The organism is Streptomyces sp. NPDC058646, from assembly GCF_042716875.1.
In the GTDB taxonomy this organism is placed as follows: Bacteria; Actinomycetota; Actinomycetes; order Streptomycetales; family Streptomycetaceae; genus Streptomyces.
Map to the genome: position 1 here is coordinate 747,705 of NZ_JBHXRK010000001.1, position 21,752 is coordinate 769,456.

19 protein-coding genes are annotated in these 21,752 nt (G+C 70.6%); 10 read left to right on the top strand and 9 right to left on the bottom strand.

Translation table 11 applies throughout. The features are described 5' to 3' along the window. The first annotated feature begins 33 nt into the window (after positions 1 to 33). From ACFWUZ_RS03320 to ACFWUZ_RS03330, 3 genes are all read left to right on the top strand, one after another. Positions 34 to 1,218, top strand: a complete 1,185-nt coding sequence (locus ACFWUZ_RS03320) for a zinc-dependent alcohol dehydrogenase (protein WP_384366116.1) — start codon at positions 34 to 36, stop codon at positions 1,216 to 1,218. Between the two features lie 159 nt (positions 1,219 to 1,377). Continuing rightward, positions 1,378 to 1,818 (top strand): hypothetical protein, encoded by a 441-nt coding sequence (locus tag ACFWUZ_RS03325; protein ID WP_384366119.1) that lies wholly within the window; start codon positions 1,378 to 1,380, stop codon positions 1,816 to 1,818. A 377-nt stretch (positions 1,819 to 2,195) separates the two neighbouring features. Further along, positions 2,196 to 4,469 (top strand): catalase, encoded by a 2,274-nt coding sequence (locus ACFWUZ_RS03330; RefSeq protein ID WP_384366122.1) that lies wholly within the window; start codon positions 2,196 to 2,198, stop codon positions 4,467 to 4,469. Positions 4,470 to 5,093: 624 nt separating this feature from the next. On the opposite strand, the gene ACFWUZ_RS03335 is transcribed toward ACFWUZ_RS03330, so the two are convergent. From ACFWUZ_RS03335 to ACFWUZ_RS03345, 3 genes are all read right to left on the bottom strand, one after another. Beyond that, on the bottom strand, positions 5,094 to 5,432 hold the full coding sequence (locus ACFWUZ_RS03335; protein WP_384366125.1) for a hypothetical protein: 339 nt from the start codon (positions 5,430 to 5,432) through the stop codon (positions 5,094 to 5,096). Positions 5,433 to 5,445: 13 nt separating this feature from the next. After that, positions 5,446 to 7,185, bottom strand: coding sequence for a cytochrome c oxidase subunit I (gene ctaD / locus ACFWUZ_RS03340; protein ID WP_384366128.1), 1,740 nt, complete (start codon positions 7,183 to 7,185; stop codon positions 5,446 to 5,448). Positions 7,186 to 7,406: 221 nt separating this feature from the next. Then, positions 7,407 to 8,516, bottom strand: coding sequence for an aromatic acid exporter family protein (locus tag ACFWUZ_RS03345; protein WP_384366131.1), 1,110 nt, complete (start codon positions 8,514 to 8,516; stop codon positions 7,407 to 7,409). 167 nt (positions 8,517 to 8,683) lie between these two features. On the opposite strand from ACFWUZ_RS03345, the gene ACFWUZ_RS03350 reads away from it, so the two are divergent. Further along, positions 8,684 to 9,799 (top strand): glutamate--cysteine ligase, encoded by a 1,116-nt coding sequence (locus ACFWUZ_RS03350; protein WP_384366133.1) that lies wholly within the window; start codon positions 8,684 to 8,686, stop codon positions 9,797 to 9,799. Positions 9,800 to 10,085: 286 nt separating this feature from the next. Here the strand turns inward: ACFWUZ_RS03350 and ACFWUZ_RS03355 are convergent, their stop codons facing one another. After that, positions 10,086 to 10,415, bottom strand: coding sequence for a plasmid stabilization protein (locus tag ACFWUZ_RS03355; protein ID WP_384366136.1), 330 nt, complete (start codon positions 10,413 to 10,415; stop codon positions 10,086 to 10,088). A 274-nt stretch (positions 10,416 to 10,689) separates the two neighbouring features. On the opposite strand from ACFWUZ_RS03355, the gene ACFWUZ_RS03360 reads away from it, so the two are divergent. Next, complete coding sequence (locus ACFWUZ_RS03360) at positions 10,690 to 11,169, top strand: MSMEG_6728 family protein (RefSeq protein WP_384366139.1); 480 nt, start codon at positions 10,690 to 10,692, stop codon at positions 11,167 to 11,169. A gap of 118 nt (positions 11,170 to 11,287) precedes the next feature. On the opposite strand, the gene ACFWUZ_RS03365 is transcribed toward ACFWUZ_RS03360, so the two are convergent. Beyond that, on the bottom strand, positions 11,288 to 12,178 hold the full coding sequence (locus ACFWUZ_RS03365) for an SDR family oxidoreductase (RefSeq protein WP_384366142.1): 891 nt from the start codon (positions 12,176 to 12,178) through the stop codon (positions 11,288 to 11,290). Positions 12,179 to 12,483: 305 nt separating this feature from the next. Continuing rightward, positions 12,484 to 12,762, bottom strand: a complete 279-nt coding sequence (locus ACFWUZ_RS03370) for a GlsB/YeaQ/YmgE family stress response membrane protein (protein ID WP_384366145.1) — start codon at positions 12,760 to 12,762, stop codon at positions 12,484 to 12,486. 243 nt (positions 12,763 to 13,005) lie between these two features. On the opposite strand from ACFWUZ_RS03370, the gene ACFWUZ_RS03375 reads away from it, so the two are divergent. Together ACFWUZ_RS03375 and ACFWUZ_RS03380 are read left to right on the top strand one after the other, a co-directional pair. Then, the gene (locus tag ACFWUZ_RS03375) at positions 13,006 to 13,554 is read left to right on the top strand and encodes an isochorismatase family cysteine hydrolase (RefSeq protein ID WP_384366149.1); all 549 of its coding nucleotides are present in this window, start codon (positions 13,006 to 13,008) and stop codon (positions 13,552 to 13,554) included. Between the two features lie 241 nt (positions 13,555 to 13,795). Then, positions 13,796 to 14,056 carry a DUF5133 domain-containing protein gene (locus ACFWUZ_RS03380; protein ID WP_384366152.1) on the top strand — a complete coding sequence of 87 codons (261 nt, stop codon included), beginning with the start codon at positions 13,796 to 13,798 and terminating at the stop codon, positions 14,054 to 14,056. A 151-nt stretch (positions 14,057 to 14,207) separates the two neighbouring features. Here ACFWUZ_RS03380 and ACFWUZ_RS03385 read toward each other — a convergent pair whose 3' ends face one another. Then, positions 14,208 to 14,483, bottom strand: a complete 276-nt coding sequence (locus tag ACFWUZ_RS03385; protein ID WP_384366155.1) for an isoamylase early set domain-containing protein — start codon at positions 14,481 to 14,483, stop codon at positions 14,208 to 14,210. A gap of 363 nt (positions 14,484 to 14,846) precedes the next feature. Next, positions 14,847 to 16,070, bottom strand: a complete 1,224-nt coding sequence (locus ACFWUZ_RS03390) for a spore photoproduct lyase family protein (RefSeq protein ID WP_384366158.1) — start codon at positions 16,068 to 16,070, stop codon at positions 14,847 to 14,849. 339 nt (positions 16,071 to 16,409) lie between these two features. Here ACFWUZ_RS03390 and ACFWUZ_RS03395 point away from each other — a divergent pair, with 339 nt between their 5' ends. The 3 genes from ACFWUZ_RS03395 (at position 16,410) to ACFWUZ_RS03405 (ending at position 20,721) form a co-directional block, all read left to right on the top strand. After that, positions 16,410 to 16,583, top strand: coding sequence for a DUF6766 family protein (locus ACFWUZ_RS03395; RefSeq protein WP_384366161.1), 174 nt, complete (start codon positions 16,410 to 16,412; stop codon positions 16,581 to 16,583). A 201-nt stretch (positions 16,584 to 16,784) separates the two neighbouring features. After that, complete coding sequence (locus tag ACFWUZ_RS03400) at positions 16,785 to 18,566, top strand: N-acetylglutaminylglutamine amidotransferase (RefSeq protein ID WP_384366164.1); 1,782 nt, start codon at positions 16,785 to 16,787, stop codon at positions 18,564 to 18,566. 40 nt (positions 18,567 to 18,606) lie between these two features. After that, a complete protein-coding gene (locus ACFWUZ_RS03405) occupies positions 18,607 to 20,721 on the top strand; it encodes a S9 family peptidase (protein ID WP_384366166.1) in 2,115 nt (704 codons plus the stop codon). A gap of 127 nt (positions 20,722 to 20,848) precedes the next feature. On the opposite strand, the gene ACFWUZ_RS03410 is transcribed toward ACFWUZ_RS03405, so the two are convergent. After that, a complete protein-coding gene (locus ACFWUZ_RS03410; RefSeq protein WP_384366169.1) occupies positions 20,849 to 21,736 on the bottom strand; it encodes a DUF4436 family protein in 888 nt (295 codons plus the stop codon). Between the last annotated feature and the right edge of the window lie 16 nt (positions 21,737 to 21,752).

The window sequence follows — 21,752 nt, forward strand, 5'->3', positions numbered from 1 at the left end:
GGAGCGAGGCAGCACAGTCTGCGAGGAGGCGTCATGAGGGCACTCACCTGGCACGGCAAGCGGGACGTACGCGTCGACACCGTGCCCGACCCTGCGATCCGCGACCACGACGACGTGATCGTCAAGATCACGACCACCGGCCTCTGCGGCTCGGACCTGCACCTCTACGAGGTTCTGGGAGCCTTCATCGACCCCGGCGACATCCTGGGCCACGAGCCCATGGGCATCGTCGAGGAGGTGGGACAGGACGTCACCTCCGTGAAGCGGGGGGACCGCGTGGTGATCCCCTTCAACATCTCCTGCGGGTCGTGCTTCATGTGTGACCAGGGGCTGCAGTCCCAGTGCGAGACGACACAGGTCCACGAGCACGGCACGGGCGCCTCCCTCTTCGGCTACACCAAGCTCTACGGTCAGGTTCCGGGCGGGCAGGCCCAGTACCTGCGCGTCCCGTTCGGGAACTCGCTTCCGATCCGGGTCCCCGACGGGCCGCCCGACGACCGCTTCGTCTACCTGTCCGACGTGCTGCCCACGGCCTGGCAGGCCGTCGAGTACGCGGCCGTACCGCAGGGCGGGAGTGTCGCCGTCCTGGGCCTGGGCCCCATCGGTGACATGAGCTGCCGCATCGCCGCTCACCGCGGCGCCGGTACGGTCATCGGCATCGACCTCGTTCCCGAGCGTCTGGAGCGGGCCCGCCGGCGCGGCATCCACACCCTGGACATCCAGGCCTGCGGCGAGGACCTGGCGGACGCGGTCCGCGCGCTCACGGGAGGGCGGGGCCCCGACGCCGTCATCGACGCCGTCGGCATGGAGGCCCACGGCAGTCGTATCGCCGCCGCCGCCCAGGGCATGACCACCCTCCTGCCGGACTCCCTGGCCGCAGCCATGATGAAGCGCGCAGGAATCGATCGGCTGTCCGCGCTCCACACCGCCATCGACCTCGTCCGTCGCGGCGGCACGATCTCGGTGTCCGGGGTCTACGGAGGTGCCGCCGATCCGCTGCCCCTGCTGACCATGTTCGACAAGCAGCTCACGCTGCGCATGGGCCAGGCCAACGTCTGGCGCTGGGTCGACGACATCCTCCCGCTGCTCAGCGACGGGGATCCCCTCGGCGTCGAGGACTTCGCCACGCACCGAATGCCCCTCGAAGAGGCGCCGGAGGCGTACGAGATGTTCCAGAAGAAGCAGGACGGCGCCGTCAAGGTCCTCTTCACCCCGTGACCTGAGCGTCGCGGCAGGAGAGAGCGGCACGCCGTCGACAGGGTGCGGTGAGCGGACTCACCGAGGGCAGTCGGAAGACGCGTCACAGGGTGGTCGCCCTTTCGGGCGGTCCGCAGCCCGCGGCGCTTGCATAGCCGCACCTCCGGGGACCAGAGGTTCATGACGCGCTGCGAAGACGGACCCGATCGTGCACACGAGCGCCCCGACGGAGTCAGCGATCTGACGGTGGAGGCACTGGGGTCGCTCTCGAAGGCAGTGGAAACGGTGGAGCGCGCTCGCGGGCACCTCTACGGATTCCACCAGCTGACCGGGACGGCGGACCTGGAGCTCGACCGGGCCGTCCGGCTGCTGCGGGAGGCCGGCCACGACGCATGGGCGGACCGCGTCGAGAGGGAAGTTCTGGGGCGCAACGTCATCCCGGGACACTGGACCTTCCAGATCGTCGAGGCGTACAACCGGACGTACTACGAGCCGTTCCGGGAACTCGAACACCAGGCGGTGCACAGCCTGGCCGAGGGCAGGGAGCACCTTTACGAAGCCGAGCTGAAGGAAGCGCGCCGCACCGTCGGCCACCCGCACCACGCACCCCGCCCGGCCTGAGCTGCCGCCCGGCGACGCGGAGGCTCGTGGCCGTCTCCGCCCGCCGGATCGAGAGCCCGTCACGGCCGGCCCCCTGAGGCGGAGGAGCCCGCAGGCGCACGGCGGGCAGCACCGGGTTCCCGCCGGACCAGGGTGGGTCATACCCCGAACCCATCCCCGCCGCGACGCCGCACGCGGACAGAGGCAGACTCCGGCCGCCCGCGTCCGCGCGTCCGTGTGCAGCGGGTGGGATTCTCTCCAGGGTGTCGGCGCGATCGGCCACGAGGAGGAGAGCGCGGTCCGCTCTCGACCGGACAGGCTAGTCCAGGTTTCAGGAGGCCTCCCTGCGGGTCACAGGTGTAGGGCCCGAGGGCCCGCCCCCTGTGTCTGGAGATGTGATGTCCGAGAAGAACCCGGTGAAGGCCGTCGCCGACAAGATCTCCGGCGTCATGCACGCCGGTCCGGCAGGGGGACCTGAGGACGGAGTCCCCGGCAAGCCGGCCCTGGTCTCTCCTCAGCTCGCCGAGCCCGTCGATCCGGTCGAGCCTCTCCCGCCGAAGGCGGACCAGAGCGGCCCGGAGACCGTCAGCCCCACCGGACAGCCCACCGGGGCGGAGCACGCCAGGATGGCGCAGAGCGGCGCCTACCTGACCACCGCGCAGGGCACGCGCCTGCCCGATTCGGATCACTCGCTCAAGGCGGGCCCGCGGGGGCCGGTGCTGCTGCAGGATCACCACCTGCGCGAGAAGCTGATGCACTTCGACCACGAGCGGATTCCGGAGCGGGTGGTCCACGCCCGCGGCTCGGCCGCGCACGGTGTCTTCCAGTCCTATGGCACGGCGCAAGCGGTGTCCAAGGCCGCGTTCCTCGCCCGGGACGTGGAGACGCCGGTGTTCGTGCGGTTCTCCACCGTGCTCGGTTCCCGCGGTTCCGCCGACACGGTGCGCGACACCCGCGGGTTCGCCACGAAGTTCTACACCGAGGAAGGCGTGTTCGACCTGGTCGGGAACAACATCCCGGTGTTCTTCATCCAGGACGCGATCAAGTTCCCCGACGTCATCCACGCCGGCAAGCCGCATCCGGACCGGGAGATCCCGCAGGCGCAGTCCGCGCACGACACGTTCTGGGACTTCGTGTCCCTCCACACCGAGGCGACCCACCACACCCTGTGGAACATGTCCGACCGCGGCATCCCGCGTTCCTACCGGATGATGGAGGGCTTCGGCGTCCACACCTTCCGCCTGGTCAACGCACAGGGCGTCACGACGCTGGTGAAGTTCCACTGGAAGCCCAAACTCGGCGTGCACTCGCTCGTCTGGGAAGAGGCGCAGATCCTGGCGGGCGTGGATCCCGACTTCCACCGCCGCGACCTCTTCGACGCCATCGAGTCCGGGGCGTTCCCCCAGTGGGAGCTGGGCATCCAGACCTTCCCGGACTCCGATGACCAGATGTTCGAGGGAATCGACCTCCTCGACTCCACGAAGATCGTGCCGGAGGAACTCGCGCCGGTGCAGCCGGTCGGGTTGCTGACGCTGAACGCGAACCCGTCGAACTTCTTCGCCGAGGTCGAGCAGGTCGCCTTCCACACCGGGCATCTGGTGCCCGGCATCGATGCCACCGACGACCCGCTGCTGGCCGGGCGGAACTTCTCCTACCTGGACACCCAGCTCACCCGGCTCGGCGGCCCCAACTTCCCGCAGATTCCGATCAACCGCACCCACGCTCCTGTCAATGACATGCAGCGCGACGGCTTCCACCAGACCGCCGTGCACCGCGGCGTGGCCCCGTACAAGCCCAACAGCCTCGACGGTGGTTGCCCCTTCTTCGCCGGCGCCGACACCGGTGCGTTCATCGAAGTGCCGGTCGAGGTTCCGACAGGACGCAAGGTCCGCGAAGCACCCGCCTCCTACAGCGACCACTTCTCCCAGCCCCGCCTGTTCTGGCTGAGCATGAGTCCCGTCGAGCGCGAACACATCATCGCCGCGTACACCTTCGAGCTGTCCAAGTGCTACGAGCAGGCCGTCAAGGAACGCGCGCTGGCCGTACTGGCCAACATCGACCCCGAACTGTGTGCGCAGGTGGCGGTGGGGCTCGGGCTGCCGGTGCCCGCCGCTACCGAACCCCTCGCGGACGTCCGCCCGAGCCCGGCGTTGTCCCAGGTCGGCCGTATCTGGCCGGTGGACGGACGCGTCATCGGCATCGTCACCGACCAGGGCGTCGACGTGGCGGGCGTGCGCGAGATCCGCGAGGCCGTCCTGGACGCAGGCATGGTGCCCCTGGTCATCGCCCCGGCCGGTGGTGCACTCGGCGCCGGCGGCGACACGGTCACCGTCCAGCGCACCTTCGCCACCGCGCGCTCGGTCGAATTCGACGCGCTGCTGTTCGCGGGCCTGCCGGGTGCGGGCGCCGACGCCTACGGTGCCCGCGACGCCAAGGCCGCAGACCCCAGGCCCGCCGCCGGCGACCCACGCGTCATGGCGCTGCTCGCCGAGGCCTACCGGCACGGCAAGGCCCTCGCCGGCTGGGGCGGCGCCGAGGCGCTCTTCGAGGCCGCGGGCATCTCCGTCGGCGAGCCCGGCGTCATCGTGACAGACGGTCCACAGGCACTGCCCCAGCTCCTGGAACTGCTCGCAGCCCACCGTGTCTGGGAACGCTTCCCCGCCGCAGCCTGACGCGACCGCACAGCTACCCGCCCGGAGGATTTCGGCGGATGCCAGCCAGCCTCGGACCCCGAAGGGCCCGAGGCTCGCTCGGTGTCCCGCGCGCGGTCCACCGGCCGCCGCCGACGCTGCATCTGCCTCGGCACAGCACGCACGCACAGCAGCACGCGCTGCCGGCGACCACCGGAAGCACACTCGCTCAGGAACCGCTGAGTCCCGGAGCCGACGTTCTGGAAATCGGTACGGGCACCGTTGCGCCGGCCCTCCAAGCGGCACGCCGGGGAGCCGGCGTCCTCGCGGGGGCCGCAGCGTGCGTGGGACGCCGGTCCCGACGGCCGCGCGGTCATCGACCGGATCTGCACGAGTGCGGCCGCCCTGCTGAAGCCGGGCGGCGTGCTGCTCATGGTGCATTCCGGCATGTGCGGATCGCAGGAAACCGTCGACCGGCTGACCGCGAGGGGGCTGGTCACCGGGGCCACCGCGAGGGCGTACGTACCGTGGGGGCCCGTTCTGCGGTCGCGCCGGGCCTGGCTGCAGCAGCAGGGCCTGACCACGGAATCCGTGCCCAGTCGCTCTGACAGTCCCGACCGGAAGGCCCGATTCTGGTGGAAGGTCCGGTCGAGATGCCGGAGACGGTCATGGACGCAAAAGGACGGCCAGGGTGAGCGCGCACACCGCGAACGCCGCCAGCGTCAGGCCGACGAGACGTCGGCGCAGGTGGGTGTAGCGCTGTGCGTATTCCGTTCTGAGTTCAGCCGCCCGTGCCACGGTCGCCGTGAGCATCTCCCGGCGCAGGCGCAGGTGGTGCCGGGCGAACTGCCGGCTGATCTCGTGCTGTTCGCCGGGGCCCAGCCAGGTGAGCCCGCGGGCGAAGGCGTCGCCCTGGTCTTCGGCTTCTTGAAGGGCTGCCTGGCTCATCAGGTACCCCTCGATCCGCGCGAGCCCGGCGGCCGTTTCCTTCGAGCGCTCGGTCATCGCCGGCCCGGGCCTACTGGGGCTGCTCCGGGCCCTGGCCGGGTAGGGACCCGCGGGGAGCGGAGGCCTTGTCCTGGTCGATGACGTCGCGTTTGTGGTTGCCCGCGTAGTCGAAGGCGACGATTTCGGGGTGGTGGAGGTCGAAGGCGGGTGATTCGGAGCGCACGCGGGGCAGGGTCACGAAGTTGTGCCGGGGTGGGGGGCATGAGGTGGCCCATTCCAGGGAGCGGCCGTATCCCCACGGGTCGTCCACGTCGACGCGGGGGGCGAACTTGGCGGTCTTCCACACGTTGTAGAGGAAGGGCAGGGTCGAGGCGCCGAGGAGGAACGCGCCGATGGAGGAAAGGGTGTTCAGTGCGGTGAATCCGTCGGCGGCGAGGTAGTCGGCGTATCGGCGTGGCATGCCTTCGGCGCCGAGCCAGTGCTGGACGAGGAAGGTGAGGTGGAAGCCGATGAACAGGGTCCAGAAATGGATGGCGCCGAGGCGTTCGTCGAGCATGGTGCCGGTCATCTTCGGCCACCAGAAGTAGAAGCCGGCGAACATCGCGAAGACGACCGTCCCGAAGACCACGTAGTGGAAGTGGGCCACCACGAAGTAGGAGTCGGTGACGTGGAAGTCCATCGGCGGGGAGGCCAGGATGATGCCGGTCAGACCGCCGAAGAGGAAGGTGACGAGGAACCCGATCGCCCACAGCATGGGTGTCTCGAACGAGATGGAACCCTTCCACATGGTGCCGATCCAGTTGAAGAACTTCACCCCTGTCGGCACCGCGATCAGGAACGTCATGAACGAGAAGAACGGCAGCAGCACCGCCCCGGTGGCGAACATGTGGTGCGCCCACACGGTCAGGGACAGGCCGGCGATCGCGACGGTCGCGCCGATCAGGCCGAGGTAGCCGAACAGGGGCTTGCGGGAGAACACGGGGAAGATCTCGGTGACGATGCCGAAGAACGGCAGCGCGATGATGTAGACCTCGGGATGCCCGAAGAACCAGAACAGGTGCTGCCACAGGAGCGTGCCGCCGTTCTGCGGGTCGAAGACCTGGGCACCGAACTTGCGGTCCGCTTCCAGCACCAGCAGGGCCGCCGCCAGGACGGGGAAGGCGAAGAGCACCAGAACCGAGGTCAGCAGGATGTTCCAGGTGAAGATCGGCATCCGGAACATCGTCATGCCGGGCATCCGCATGCAGATGATCGTGGTGACGAAGTTGACCGAGCCGAGGATCGTGCCGAACCCGGAGAGGGCCAGGCCCATGATCCACATGTCGCCGCCGATCGACGGAGTGCGCGTCGAACTGCTGAGCGGCGTGTAGGCGGTCCACCCGAAGTCCGCGGTGCCGTTCGGGGTGAGCAGGCTGCCCACGACGATCAGGCCGCCGAAGAGGAACAGCCAGAACGACAGCATGTTCAGCCGCGGGAAGGCCACGTCCGGTGCGCCGATCTGGAGCGGCATGATCGCGTTGGCGAAGCCGGCGAAGGTCGGTGTCGCGAAGAACAGCAGCATGATCGTGCCGTGCAGGGTGAAGATCTGGTTGTACTGCTCGTTGGAGACGATCTGCATCCCGGGCCGGGCGAGCTCCGCGCGCAGCAGCAGTGCCAGGACCCCGCCGATGAGGAAGAACCCGAACGACGCGATCAGGTACAGGTGCCCGATCTTCTTGTGGTCCGTGGTGGTCAGCCAGGAGACCAACACGCTTCCGAACGAGCGGCCCGGTACCGGGATCGGTGTGACGGCCTCGGTCGACGTCGCCATGGGGTTCCTTCGCGTCGGTTCACACGGGTGGACGCGCAGGCACCCGTCGCGGCGAGTGTCACGCCCGGACAAGGTGTACTACGGACAGTGACGGATATCCAGGCGACAGCCTCTCGGTAACTCGGTTGGCTCACCCCGGGCCGCCTGACGTCACTCACACGCGGGTGGGGGCCGCGGTCGTACGGGGGCTCCGCCCGTCCGCGCCCGCCGCAAGGCCCGGTTCAGGCGAGGCTGAGGGAGTGCCGGCCCGAGCGGAGTTCGTCCAGGAGGCGGGCGGCGTCGGTGAGCAGGGTGCCCTGGAGCGTCGGTGCCGCCGGCCGGCCCTCCGCCGGGGTCAGGGAGCGTTCCTGGACCCGGTCCAGTTGGCAGGCCGCATCCTCGATCAGGTCGGCGAGGCGGCTGTCGTCCGTGGGGGACGTCTGTCCGATCTCCTCGATCGCATCGGCCGAGGTCCTCAGTACGGAGGCGAAACCACTGCGGAAGGACGGGGGCAGGATTTCGATCTCCCCGCTGTCGATGGCGTGGTCCAGGGCGCGTGTGAGGGAGCGCAGGTGGTCCAGTGCGTGCTGGGCGATGGTGATCGACTCGCGGGCCCGGGGGAGGGCCCGGGCGGCGCCTTCGAAGCTGCGGCGGGGATTGAGGCGGCTGTTCTCCTCTTCCTCGTCGATGCTCCGGTGAAGGGTGTCGCAGTCGTGGGAGAGGCGTCGCCAGTCGTGGCGCCACCGCTGCACTCGGTCGGCGTCGGGAGTGGTCGCCTCGAAGGTGTCGGCCAGGCCGTTGATCCGTTCGCTCATCTCCGTGTAGAGACCGGCGGCTGCTTTCTGCCGGTGGCGGGTGTGGCGGGCGGGGGCCAGGACGACGTGGGCCACGAGTCCGCAGACGACGCCGATGGCCACCGAAGCGGCCAGGTCTCCGATGTAGTCGATCCGGCCCTGTCCGGAGGAGAACGCGAAGAACGCCACGATGGCGACCTGGGTGCCCTGTTGCCCCAGTCGCCGGGCGCGGCCGAGCCAGAGTGCGGCCAGGGTGAGAAGGCCGAAGGTCCAGCCGTGGATGCCCGCGGTGGCCGCCAGTGTGGCGGCCAGCGTCGAGCCGGCGGACATGGCCACGGCGTACTGGGCGCAGTCGCGCAGCGATCGGTACAGGGTCGTCTGCAAGGCCACCATCGCCGTGAACGGCGCGAACGTCGCCACGGCGGGCGGCAGGAAGTAGCGGGCCAGCGTCCACGCCACCATGGCCGCCACCACCGTCTTCGCGACCAGGATCAGGTCGTCGCGCTCGCTGCCCGGCTGCCGCACACCGCGCCCCACGTACGCGGCGGTGTGTGCCACCGCCGCCTTCGCTCTTCCCGGCACACTGACCCACCTCGCCACGATGCACCACCTCCTCGGTCCCGCGTCTGCCCGGCTGGCGAACGGCAAACGTGCAGGAGGGCAGCATGGTCGACGGGCGGTGGGGCAGGCGCGGAGCATCTGACGGTTCGACCACAGGCGGCAACATGCGAAGCGTAGGCGTGGAAGAAGAGCTGCTGCTCGTGGACGCGGACAGCGGTGCCCCGCTGGCTGTGTCGGGAGCGGTACTGGCGGCCGCGGAGCGCTCCGCCTGGCAGCGCCCCGGCCCGAGCGGTCGACGGGACCATGAGTTCGAGAAGGAACTGCAGAAGGAGCAGCTGGAGTTCGCCACGAAACCGGTCACCGAGATGGGTGAGCTCCAGGAGGAGATCGTCCGCATCCGCCGCGAGGCGGCCCACCACGCGGCGAGTGCCGGAGCCGTGGTGGCGGCGGTCGCGACGTCCCCGCTGCCCGTCAAGCCGTCGTTGAACGCCGGGCCACGGTACCGGTGGCTGGGCGAGCAGTTCGGGCTGACCGCGCAGGAACAGCTGACCTGTGGATGCCACGTTCACGTGTCGGTCGCGTCGGACGAGGAGGGCGTCGCGGTCCTGGACCGCATCCGGCCCTGGCTGGCCGTGCTGACGGCGATGAGCGCGAACTCGCCCTTCTGGCAGGGGGAGGACAGCGGGTACGGAAGTTACCGGAGCCGGGTGTGGAACCGGTGGCCGTCCGCCGGACCGGTCGACATCTTCGGCTCCGCCGACCGCTACCACGAGCAGGTCGGCGCGATGATCGGCACCGGAGTCCTGCGCGACGAGGGCATGATCTACTTCGACGCCCGGCTGTCGGCCAGCTACCCCACCGTCGAGGTCCGGGTCGCAGACGTCTGCCTGGACGCCTCCACGCCCGTCCTGCTCGCCGCCCTCATCCGCGGCCTGGTCGAGACGGCGGCCCGCGCCTGGCAGGACGGACGGCCTCCGGCCAGGATCGGTACGAGTCTGCTGCGATTGGCGTCCTGGCGGGCCGGCCGGTCCGGCCTGGACGGACCCCTGCTGCACCCCGAGACCATGCGGGAGACGCCTGCCGAGGACGCCGTCGAGGCTCTGTACCAGCACGTGCGCGAGGCGTTGAAGGACCACGGCGATGACGAGCGGGTCCGGGAAGGGATCGCGCACCTGTACGAACGGGGAAACGGCGCCCGCACGCAGCGCCGGCTGCTCGCCGACGGGCACGAGCTCGCATCCGTCGTCACCCGGTGCGCGGATATGACGATCAAGCCGTGAGGCGCTGCGGCGTCTCGCGGCAGGACCCTCGGCTGCGGGCGATGTGACGGAGGTGCCGGCGGACGACGCCTCCAGCTCAAGCTCCGTGCCGGCCTCCTGGTGACGTACGGTCGTCACCCCTCGGCCGACCAGGAGGCCGCACGGAGCAGCGGAGCCGCGCCCCGGGCCGGGGCCCCGTGTGGTCGAGGGCCCGCAGCGGTACGGGTGCGGGGCAGCGCGCGGCAGGACCGGGCACGGGGAGGGGAAGGGGACAGGCCTTGGCCGAGGGTTCCCCCCCGCCCCCCGATCAGTGCCCGAGAGCGCTCCTGAGCTGCTGCTTGGTCATAGTGGAGCGACCCTCGATGCCGCGCTTCTTCGCCTCCTGGTAGAGGTCGTCCTTGGTGCGTTCGGATGAACTGCCACCGCCCCGGGACTTCTCGCCGCCGCGTTGCGAGGCGGACTTGCCCTGGGTGGAGCTGCGGCTCGCGGTCGTGCTCTCCCCCGCCCGTGCACGTTCCTTGTTCACCGTTCGGGAGGCCATCTCCTTCGCACGGCCCTCCGACATCCCTCGCTTCTCACCCGACTCCTTGACGTGTTCGTACTGACGCTCGCGCTTGGGGCTGGAACCTCGGGGCATGGCAGAACCCTTCATCGACGGTGGTGTCACCGTCATGGTGCGCGTAGCCCGATCACGCCGCATCTCGCGCAATTCGGACCAGGAGCTCTCATCGGGAGGCCGGGCCGTGCCGTTCGTTGCGGCACCTGGGGAGACCGGGGTCCGATCGTCCGACGGGATAGGTGCGGGCGCGCTACTCCGGAGTCTCTGCCAGGCTCGCACTGTGCCCGCAGGGCAGTCGTTCACTTCGCACCCCACGGGTACCGGTTGCACCGCCGTCTTGGAGGGAGACCTCGTGCAGACGTTCCTTCCGTTTCCGTCGTTCGACGCCTCGGCGGCCGTGCTGGACGTACGGAGGCTCGGCAAGCAGCGGGTCGAGGCCGTGCAGGTGCTGCGCGGCCTGGTCGTTCCGGGGTACGGATGGCGCAGGCACCCCGCGGTGCGGATGTGGGCGGGGTACGAGGAGGCACTCGTCCGGTACGGGTTGGAGATCTGCGGGGTGTGGACCGCCGAGGGGCGCGCCGATACCTGTGCCGTCACCCTGGTCCGGGACTTCCGGGCGTGGCAGCCGGGGGGAGCCCCGCGGACGCAGGAGCAGCTGGCCGACGACGGGGACCTGCCACCGTGGATGGGCGCACCGGACTTCCATCGAAGCCATCAGTCCGCGCTGGTGCGCAAGGACCCGGCTTTCTACCGGGAGCGCTTCCCGGGTGTACCGGACGACCTGCCGTACGTATGGCCGGCGTCCGACCGGGAGACGGACGGGGCGCCGTAACCGCCAGGCGACCTCGCGACACGCACGGCTACCACCTGCCGGGCGCCTGCCCGGCGGCCACGGGGGCGGGGGCGGGAGCGCAGGTGCCCGGCGCCTTTGCAGGGGCCGGGCGGACCGGTCAGGGCAGAGGTGTGCCGCCGGTGGCGTTGACGATCTCTCCGGTGATGTAGCTCGCCTGGGGCGAGGCCAGGAACACGTACGCGGGCGCCATCTCGGCGGGCTGGGCGGGCCGGCCCAGGGGTGACTGCTCGCCGAACTTCGTCGCGTCGGGCATCGTCGCGGGGATCAGCGGCGTCCACACGGGCCCGGGCGCGACTCCGTTGACGCGGATGCCGCGCTCGGCGAGCATCTGCGCCAGTCCGTGGGTGAAGGAGATGATCGCCGACTTCGTCATCGCGTAGTCGAGGAGGTGCGGGCTCGGCTGGTAGCCCTGCACGGAGGTGGTGTTGACGATCGAGCCGCCGCGCGGCATGTGTTCCAGGGCCTTACGGGTCAGCCAGAACATCCCGTACAGGTTGGTCTTCATCACCCGGTCGAACTGCTCCGTGGTGATCGCCTCGATGCCGTCGGGCTGGGACATCTGGTACGCGGCGTTGTTCACGAGGATGTCGACGCGCCCGAGTTCGTGCACGGCCCGGTCGATCAGGCCCGCGCACTGCCCCTCGTCACGGATGTCACACTCGACCGGTACGGCCTTGCGGCCCGCCGCGCGGATCAGGCGCGCCGTCTCGGCCGCCTCGTCCGCCTCTTCGGGGAGGTGGGTGAAGACGACGTCCGCACCTTCGCGGGCGTACGCCAGGCAGACGGCCCTGCCGATGCCGGAATCGCCGCCGGTGACGACCGCCGCCCGGTCGAGCAGTACGTCGTGACCCTGGTAGGAGTCCTCACCGTGGTCGGGGCGTGGCTCCATCCGCTCCGTGGAGCCGGGATGGTCCTGCACCTGGTCGGGAAAGGGAGGGCGCGGGTGGCGTGTCACCGGGTCGGGGACCCGGGGCGCTTCCTGAGGCATGGGATCTCCGTCGATGCCCTTCTCGGGCGGATCAGGGGTGGGACGTCAGGGTCATGGTCTGCGTTTCCGCATCTGCCCGCCATCCGACGGCGGCGGCGGGCCCCTGCGCATCCGGGCGTGGAGCGGTGTCCAGGAGCCGAGTGGTGCCCGGCACGACGACGCGCCGCGCCGCGGCACGGGCACTCCGGGCGTGGCGCGTCATCGCCGTGCACGAGAGCGGCGTCGCGGTGCAGCGGAAGCCAGTGACAGCACGCCCCCGGAGCGGGTGTGCCGTTCGCTGCGGCCGGCGAGGACCGCAGCCGCCATCAGGCATGCCGGTGGGAGTGCCGGCTTCCGATGACGAGGCGGTAGAGGGCCAGGAGTATGACGGAGCCGATGATGGCGGCGATCCAGGTGGAGAGGTCGAAGAAGCCGTCGATGGAGTCGACACCGAAGATGACCTTGCCGAGCCAGCCGCCGAGCAGGCCGCCCACGATGCCGATGAGCATGGTGATGATGATGCCGCCCGGGTCCTTGCCCGGCATGATCGCCTTGGCGATGAGGCCGGCAAACAGACCGATGAGGATCCAAGCAATGATGCCCATGATGGGCCTCCTGTCTTCCTGAGATAAGGCCGCTGTCAAGTCGCTTCTTCACGTGTCTCGCGCTTTCAAACGTCTGCGCAGCGCGGGAGCGGCCGGTCGGACCGGCGGGCTCGGTTCGCCGCCGCCGCCCCGGATGACGGAGACTGGAATCAGCAGACGGATCGGACCTCGCGAGGCGGGCCCAGGCCCCGCCACCGGCGGAGGGTCACAGGCTGGATGGACGGGACGAGAGGCGGCGCTTCCATGCCTCGCACAGCGCTCATCGTGATCGACATGCTCAACACCTACGCACACGAGGACGCCGAGGTCCTGGTCCCGTCCGTCCGTGAGGCGCTCCACGGGGTCACGGCACTGTTGAAGCACGCCCGGGCCAGCGACTCGCCCGTCATCTACGTGAACGACAATTTCGGGCAGTGGCGTTCGCACCACGGGGAGATCCTGCGGGCTGCCCTCGACGGCCACCACAGCGATCTCGTGGAGCCGGTCGCGCCCGACGAGAACTCGCTCTTCGTCGTCAAGGCGCGGCACTCGATCTTCTACGAAACCCCCCTGGCCTACCTGCTGCGCCAACTGGAGACCGAGCGCCTCGTCCTGTGCGGGCAGGTGACCGAACAGTGCGTGATGTACTCGGCTCTGGATGCCCACATCCGGCACTTCGATGTCGTCGTGGCGACCGACGCGGTCGCCCACATCGACGCCGACCTGGCCGGGGCAGCCCTGCGGATGATGCGTTGCAACATGTCCGCAGACCTCTGCGCGGTGGACGACATCACCTTCGATGCCCCGGAGTGAAGCCACTGGTGGGTGCCGCTGCCGGACGGCACCGAACGCCTCGGCGTCCTGGGCCACCGGCTACGCCGACTCCGGGGCTTCGGAAGATGGGGAACTGCTGTCCGCCCTGCTCGCTCTGGTCGGCGAAGGGTTCTGCGACGACGCCTGTGGCGCATAGGACGCCTGTGCCGGGGCAGGCGGGGTGTCGGTGGCGGCTGGCCGCCTTCGGCTGCCTGGTGTGTGAAGGAGCGAGATCGTGATAATGACTCACCCCGCGGTGCTGGCCCGTCTGGTCGAGGAGTACGAGAGGGAGTCGGGGCTGCGGGCCGCAGGCCGTCACGAACCGGTGCGGCAGCGGATGGAGGACGTGGTCTACACGCTGTGCGTGTCGACCGGGACGCGTGACATCGAGTCCGCGCTGGCCGCGGCTCGGGAGCGGCTGCGCACCGTACGGTTCGGCGATGTGGATGACGTGGAGACGGCGGTACAGGACGGTCGGGCCTTGAGCGGCACGGCGCGATAGTCCGCCGGCGCCGTACCGGCCACGGGAACGCACCGCGCTGCCGGCCAGGATCGGCGATCAGGGAAGCACGCGTGCTGTCGCCGTGATCCTGACGGCCGCGAGGCCCCCGGCCGGCCTGGGCCGGCCGGCGCGGATTCCGGCAGGCCGCAGGTCAGGTGTGGAGGCGGCTGTTGATGCCGTCGTGGCTGTCGGCCTGTTCGTCGTCGAACCAGTAGTCGCCGACCGCGAGGTAGCGGAAGGAATGGGCGCTGTTGGCCGGAAGGGCAACGGTTGCGGCGCGGGTTCCGTCTCCGCGGGAAGCCAGCGGGTGGGCGGCAGGGTTCCAGTGGTTGAAGTCTCCGACGACGCTGACTGGTCCGCCCGGAGTGTCCTCGGGAAGGATGAAGGTGATCTGGGTACGGCCCTTGAGCTGCTTGCGTTCGAGCACGGAAAGACTCCAGCCACGAAGAAGGGGGAACCGGCCCGTGCATCCTCGCGCTGCCGCCCGTGTACACGGCGGTACGGGGCCGTGCGCCGGGCGGAGGTCACCCGGGTGGCCCTGAGCCGCTTGCCGCCGGACCTACGCCCCTGGCGGGGGCGTCCGGTGGGTACGCCACCCCCTGGACCGGCGTGTTCTTCACCGCGGCCACCGTCCCTCGGCACCGCGGTCGCCGGCACCGTCCTCGTCGCCGCCGGCCGACACGATGCATGGAGCCCCGGCCGGCGATGAGTGAGCAAGAGATCGCCCCGACGACAACGGCGGCCCGGCCGCGGGTCAGTGTCCCGCCCCGCCAGCCGACCGGCCGGGGCGTCAGAAGGCGTAGCGGATGCGCAACCAGGGGGCGTGGGACGCCACCAGGCGGCGGATGGTGTCGACGGCTCCCGCCTTGTCGCGGTTGCGGTAGCGGACGTTCCAGCTGCCGTTCTCGGATCGTTTGGGTTGCTGGAGATCGGGACGCCACAGTACGTCCTCGGCCCGGGGGTGCCAGGCCAGGTTCAGCTCGTGCAGGTCCCTGTTGTGCGTCAGCATGATGACCTCGGCCGCGGCCTGCTCCTTCACGGCACGGGGCAGGGCGTCGTCCATGTGCCGCAGCAATTGCGTCCAGTCCTCTTCCCAGCCGGGCCGGATGACCACGGGCGAGAGGTTGAAATGCACCTCGTACCCGGCTTCCAGGAAGTCCGCGGCCGCCGCGATGCGCTGTTCCACGGGGGTGGTCCGGATGTCCAGCAGCCGGGAGTCCTGCGGTGGCATCACCGAAAAGCGCACCCGGGTGCGGCCGCGCGGGTCGAGCAGCAGCAGGTCGGGGTTGACGAACTTCGTGGCGAAGGAGGCCTTGGCCGTGGGCCAGCGCGAGAACGCCTGTACCAGGTCCGCCGTGTTGTCGCTGATGAGGGCGTCCACGGAGCAGTCGTTGTTCTCACCGATGTCATAGATCCAGGCCGTCGGATCGCACTGGTTCGGCTCCTGCTTGCGCCCCTGCCGCGCGACGTGTCGGCCGAGATGGGCGATGATCTGCTCGATGTTGGTGAACACGGTGATCGGATTGGCGTAGCCCTTGCGGCGCGGAACGTAGCAGTAGGCGCATGCCATCGCGCAGCCGTTCGCCACACCGGGTGCGATCCAGTCGGCGGACCTTCCGTTCGGACGTGTGGAGAGCGTCTTCTTCTCGCCGAGGACGAGGACCTCGCTCTTGATGCGGACCCAGCGGTCGAGGTTGCCCTCGTTGCCGTGGAGCTGCGGGATGCGCCAGTGCGAATCCACATCGATGACCCGGGCGTCGGGAAAGCGCGCGAGGATCTGCCGTCCGCGCGGCGAGGCCGCGGCTGCGGGCTCGGCGTGGATCTCCCGGACGGCGAGCAGCCGGCGGGCAGCGGGGGAGTCGCGGAACGAGGGACCGATCAGCGGCCCCGCTCGCGCCGAGGCGGCCGGGTCGGGCCCCGTTCGCAGGTCCTCCAGCCCGAACAGTGTACCGGTGTCGTCGACGGAGGGCGCTGGGCGAGACCGCCGGGCTCCGGCGGCCGGGGACGGCTCCATGGGTGCACTCCGCGATTTCGGGACCGACCGCGTCCCCGCCCCGACGGGGTCGCACGGCCGGCGGCTATCAGGGACTGTCCACTCTACCTAAACCGCTTCTTTCGGATCTTGCGGTGAGGCCCGCGGCGTTCGGCGCCGTGCGGAGCGTGGGGGCGGAGGCCGGTCGGGTGGTGTGTGGGGAACGGGACGGATGCGCGGGCATACGTGGAGAGCTGTGGTTCCTCCGTGAGGAGAACGTGTGAAACCGGCCCTCCTGTCCGGAGCGGGCCGCGGGTGAACGGGTTCGAGCGAGCTCCGGCATCCGGGGACCGGGAGGCGGCCTGTCGGGGCGATGCAGCGATGAGTGACGACACGCAGGGGAAACCGCGACGGAGCGGATACGTCACGACCTCCGACTTCGCCGTGGACGTCTCCGGGAACGGGCAGGCGGAGCGTCTGGCGGTGGCCGCCGTGGTCATGCTCTCCGTCCACCTCCGCCGGCGCGGCTCACCCGCAGCCGAGCCGGGGCGGTGAGGAAGAGCGATCGCTTAAGGGGCGCGGAGGTGGGCAGGCGCCCCGTAGGTCGATCGCCTGTTCGGGACGGCCTTCCCATCGTCGGCCGAAGTGGCACAGGAGTGTAGCAATGGCGTACGTGACCAGGTGTTGCCCCACCATGAGCGAGGCCCTGCAGGGGTGGCACCACCCCCGCGGTGCCGTATGTGTGGGGGGTGCGCCGTGTGCGGGCTGAGCGGGGAGATGCGTTTCGACGGCCGGCGGCCGGATCTCGCCGCGGTCGAACGCATGACCGATACCTTGGAGGCGCGGGGACCGGACGGCAGAGGGGCGTGGTCGCAGGGCGCGGTGGCGCTGGGGCATCGGCGCCTGAAGATCATCGACCTGTCCGAGTGCGGCGCCCAGCCCATGACCGACGCCCAGCTGGGTCTCACCGCGGTCTTCAACGGGTGCGTCTACAACTACCGTGAGCTGCGTGACCGCCTGGAAGCGCTGGGTCATCGCTTCTTCTCCGGCACCGACACCGAGGTGGTGGTCAAGGCCTACGCCGAGTGGGGCCGTGCCTGCGTCGAGTCCCTCGTCGGCATGTTCGCCTTCGCCGTGGTGGAGCACCACACCGGCCGTGTCGTACTGGGCCGTGACCGGTTGGGGATCAAGCCCCTGTACGTCACCCAGGACAGCGACCGGCTCCGCTTCGCCTCCTCCCTGCCCGCCCTGCTGGCGGGCGGGGGAGTCGACACCTCCCTCGACCCGGTGGCGCTCCACCAGTACCTGAGCTGGCACGGTACGGTGCCGGCGCCCCGCACCGTACTGGCCGGCGTACGCAAGATCCCTCCGGCCACCGTGCGTGTCGTGGAGCGGGACGGCACCTACCGGGACCACTGCTACTGGCAGCCGTCGTACACCCGGCACTCCGACCTCGGCGAGGACCCGGCGCTCTGGCAGGAGGCGGTGCACGACGCGCTGCGCACGGCGGTGCGGCGGCGCACCGTCGCGGACGTCCCCGTGGGCGTGCTCCTGTCGGGCGGGCTGGACTCCAGCCTGATCGTGGCGCTGCTCGCCGAGGTGGGGCAGGAGGACCTCACGACCTTCGCGATGGGCTTCGAGGCGGAGAACGGGGAGGAGGGGGACGAGTTCCGGTATTCGGACCTGATCGCGCGACGGTTCTCGACCGACCACCATCAGTTCATGATCCCGTCCGACCGTCTCCCGTCGGCGCTGGAAGCCGCGATCGGGGCCATGAGCGAGCCGATGGTCAGCCATGACGCCGTGGCGTTCCACATGCTGTCGGAACAGGTCTCCAAGGAGGTCAAGGTCGTGCTCTGCGGCCAGGGGGCGGACGAGGTGTTCGCCGGCTACCACTGGTACCCGCGGATCGCCTCGGCCGCCCGCCCGGATGCGGACGAGGCGTACGCGGACGCGTACTTCGACCGGACGCACGCCGACCTCACCGCCATGCTGCACCCCGGCTTCACCGCCGGCCACGACGTCTCGATGGAGTTCGTCCGGGCGCACATGGGCGCACCGGGGGCCGCGACCGCCCTCGACGCGACCCTGCGCATGGACGTCCATGCGCTCATGCCCGACGACCCGGTCAAGCGGGTCGACAACATGACGATGGCCTGGGGCCTCGAGGCGAGGGTGCCGTTCCTGGACCACGAGCTCGTCGAGCTGGCCGCCGCCTGCCCGCCCCAGCTCAAGCTCGCGCAGGGCGGCAAGGCCGTGCTCAAGGACATCGGACGCAAGATCCTGCCCCTCGAAGTCGTCGACCGACCGAAGGGCTACTTCCCGGTCCCTGCGGTCCGGAACATGGCCGAACCCGTGCTGGCTCGCGTACGCCACGCCCTCACGGCCCCGGAAGCACGCCGACGCGGGATCTTCGACCAGCGCCTGGTCCACGACCTGCTCGAGGCACCCAACCGCCATCGCACCAAACGCGGGGCCAACACCCTCTGGCAAGTGGCGTCGTTGGAGATCTGGCTGCAGACGCACGGAATCAAGTGAGCGGCCGATGCCTGAAGCGGAAGCCCGGGAGAGGCGGCCCATGCCCCTGGAGCACACGGAACCCCTGAGGCACGCGCACGGAACGCCCCGCGGGGCGGCCGGTCCCCCCGGTGCCGGAGGGCCCGCGGCAGACCCGGTGCCGGGTCCGGCGCCGGCGCCCGCGCCGGTCCGGATGCCCGGCCGTCGTGGCGTCGACCCGCCGACCCTCCTGGTCGCCCACGGATGCTGGTACCCGTCGGCCGACCCGACGGGCGAGCGCGTGGCGTTCATCTGCGACCGGGCGGGGGTGCCCCAGTTGTGGAGCGGGCCCGCCCGGGGGGTGGAGGTGCACGTACTGGACGACGACCCCGACCCGGTGACCGAGGTGTCCTGGTCGCCGGACGGGCGCTGGATCGCCTACACCTCGGCGCCGGGGGGCGGGGAGCACACCCGGGTTCTGGTGGTCCGCCCGGACGGCACCGGACGACAGGTCCTGGCGGGCGCGGAGCCGGGAAGTTCGGCCCACCTCGGATGCTGGACGCGTGACGGCACAGCCCTCGCCGTCACGGTCGCCCAGCCCTCCCCGGTGCGCTCCGAGCACGCCGGACCGGGACACCTGCCGCCGGAAGCGGAGGGTGCGTCGCCGACCGGCGGAAGGACACCGGGCTCGGCGTGGTCCGAACGCGACGGCACCGCCCTCGGCCCGGCCCGGAGCGGCGGGCTGGCGGCCTATCTGGTGGATCCGGACGCAGCGACCGCACCGGTTCTGCTGTTCAGCGAGGAGGGAGCGGCCTCCTTGCGCGTGTGCGACATGAGTGCGGACGGCCGCTTCGCGCTCGTCCGGCGCGGTCCGCGAGGCCGTCGGGAGGCCCTCGTACTCGACACGGCTTCGGGCCGCACGACCTTCGCCCTGCACGTCGCCGACGGGGACCCCTGGGTCGGCCGGTTCTCCGCCGACACGCGGGAGCTGTGGCTGCGCAGCGATGCGGAAAGGGAGTTCGCGGCCCTGCTCAGGGTACGGCTGGACGCCGAGGGCAGGTCCCGGGGGCTGTCCGTCGCCGCCGAGCGGGAGGATTCCGCCCTCGATCTGCTGAGCGTGCCCGACCACGGCCGGTGGGCCGTTCTCGCCTGGAACGCGCACGGCGCGACCGAGCTGGAAAGCGTGGGGCTCGCCCCCGACCGTACGGACGGCGACATCGGACCGCGCCACCATCCCGTCCTGCCCCACGAGGTGGTGACCCGGATCGCGCCCGTGGAGCGCGGCGGGCTGTTCGCCGCCCTCTCGGGATCCCGGCGCCGGCCCGGCATCTGGGAACTGGACGAGGCCCTCGTGCCCGCGCGCACAGGCTGGTCGGCGCGGGACGAGGACGCGGTCCCGCCGGGGCGGCCTCCCGTACGCCCGGTGCCCCTGCGCTGCGAGGCCCGGGACGGGCTCGTACTGGGTGGCTGGTACTACCGGGCGCCGGAGCAGGACCCTGGCAGGCCGGCCCCGTGCGTCATCCACCTCCACGGCGGACCGGAGGAACAGGAGCGGCCCGTGTTCGATCCGCTCTACCACGAACTCCTCGGCAGGGGCCTGGACGTGTTCGCACCCGACGTCCGCGGCTCGTCCGGCTGGGGCCGGTCCTTCGTGGACGCCGACCTCGGAGCCGGCCGGTTCGCGGCGATCGACGACGTGGCCGACTGCGCCGCACACGTGGTCTCGCTCGGCTACGCGGACCCCCTGAGGCTGGGGGTGATGGGCCGCTCGTACGGCGGCTACCTCACCATGGCCTCCCTCGTGTGGCACCCCGACCTCTTCCGCGCCGGGGTCGCGGTCTGTGGGATGTCGGACTTCGCCACGTTCTTCGCCGGTACGGAGCCGTGGATCGCGCAGTCCGCAGCCGCCAAGTACGGGCACCCCGAACACGACCGGGAACTGCTGCGCTCCCTGTCCCCGATGAGCCGCATCGATCAGCTGCGCGTCCCCGTGCTGGCCGTCCACGGGGAGCACGACACGAACGTGCCGCCGACGGAGTCGGAGCAGTTCGTCCGCGCGGCGCGCGACCGCGGCGTGCCGGCGCGGCAGTTGACGTTGCGCAACGAGGGCCACGAATTCCTGCGGGCGGACAACCGGAGGCTGTACCGGCGCACGGCCGCGGACTGGCTGGAGCAGCACCTCGGTCCGGCCCCGTGACCAGGTCCGCCCGGAAGGGAGCGCCGCGTGCTGCGGTGCGCCTTCCGCCGGATGTCGCGCCTGCGGCGCGGTGAGGGCCGGTGCCGACGGACCCCTGGCCACCGGTTCGGGTGCGGGCGGGCAGGGTCTAGGGGGGAGGGATGTCGTCGGGTTGGAGGGCCGTGCGGACGCCCGTGATGACGACCGCGATCAGGCAGAGGGCGATGACGGTCTCGGCCCACAGGAAGGCGAACCAGTCCAGGACGCAGCCGATGGGGGGTGAGCCGGGAGCGGTGTTGCGGAACGCTGCGAGCGCGAACAGGGTGGCCGCCATCCAGGCGAGTGCCGGCCAGGTCAGGCCCGGGCTCCGGGTCGTCAGGTACCAGGCCCCGATGAGCACGGACGTCGCCAGCGCCCACATCACGAGCATCATGAAGACCGCGAAGACGAGCAGGCTGCCCGATCGGATCAGCCCCAGCTTCAGGAAGGCGTCCTGCGGGGAGGGCCCGGGTGCCACGGAGATCGAGAAGAGGGTGTCGTTGTTGGAGAACAGCACCCGTACCGGTACCTCCTTGCCGCCCAGCTGTGCCCAGAACTCGATGTCGGTCTCGTAGCTGTCGAACGGGTAGTCGCTGATCGATCCGTCCGTGAGCGCGACCTGCACGTCCGTGGTCGCGAGCCGCTCGTGCGCCGTGAAGTCCAGGTCGCCGAGGGTCGCCAGGGAGGTCTGGAGGCTCAGATCGGCCACCGGCGCGGTCCCCTCCTCCTCGCCGAGGGCCCCTCGGGGGGTGACCTGGACGCGCAGGAGCAGCTCTCTGGCCGCAGCGTCGACGTGCTGGACGGTGGCCTTCACGTCCACCCGGTCGGCGGCCTGGGATCCGACGGTGTGGACCGTGTCGATCGCCCGCCGCTCGGAGAGCTGGAGCCACGATCCCACGCCGACCGCCACCATGATCAGGACCGCGAGGGGCAGCAGGACCGGCAGCAGTGACACCCCCGCGTGGGGTGGGTGACGTGGTTCCCAGGTAGGGGCCATGGTGACTCCGGCGACT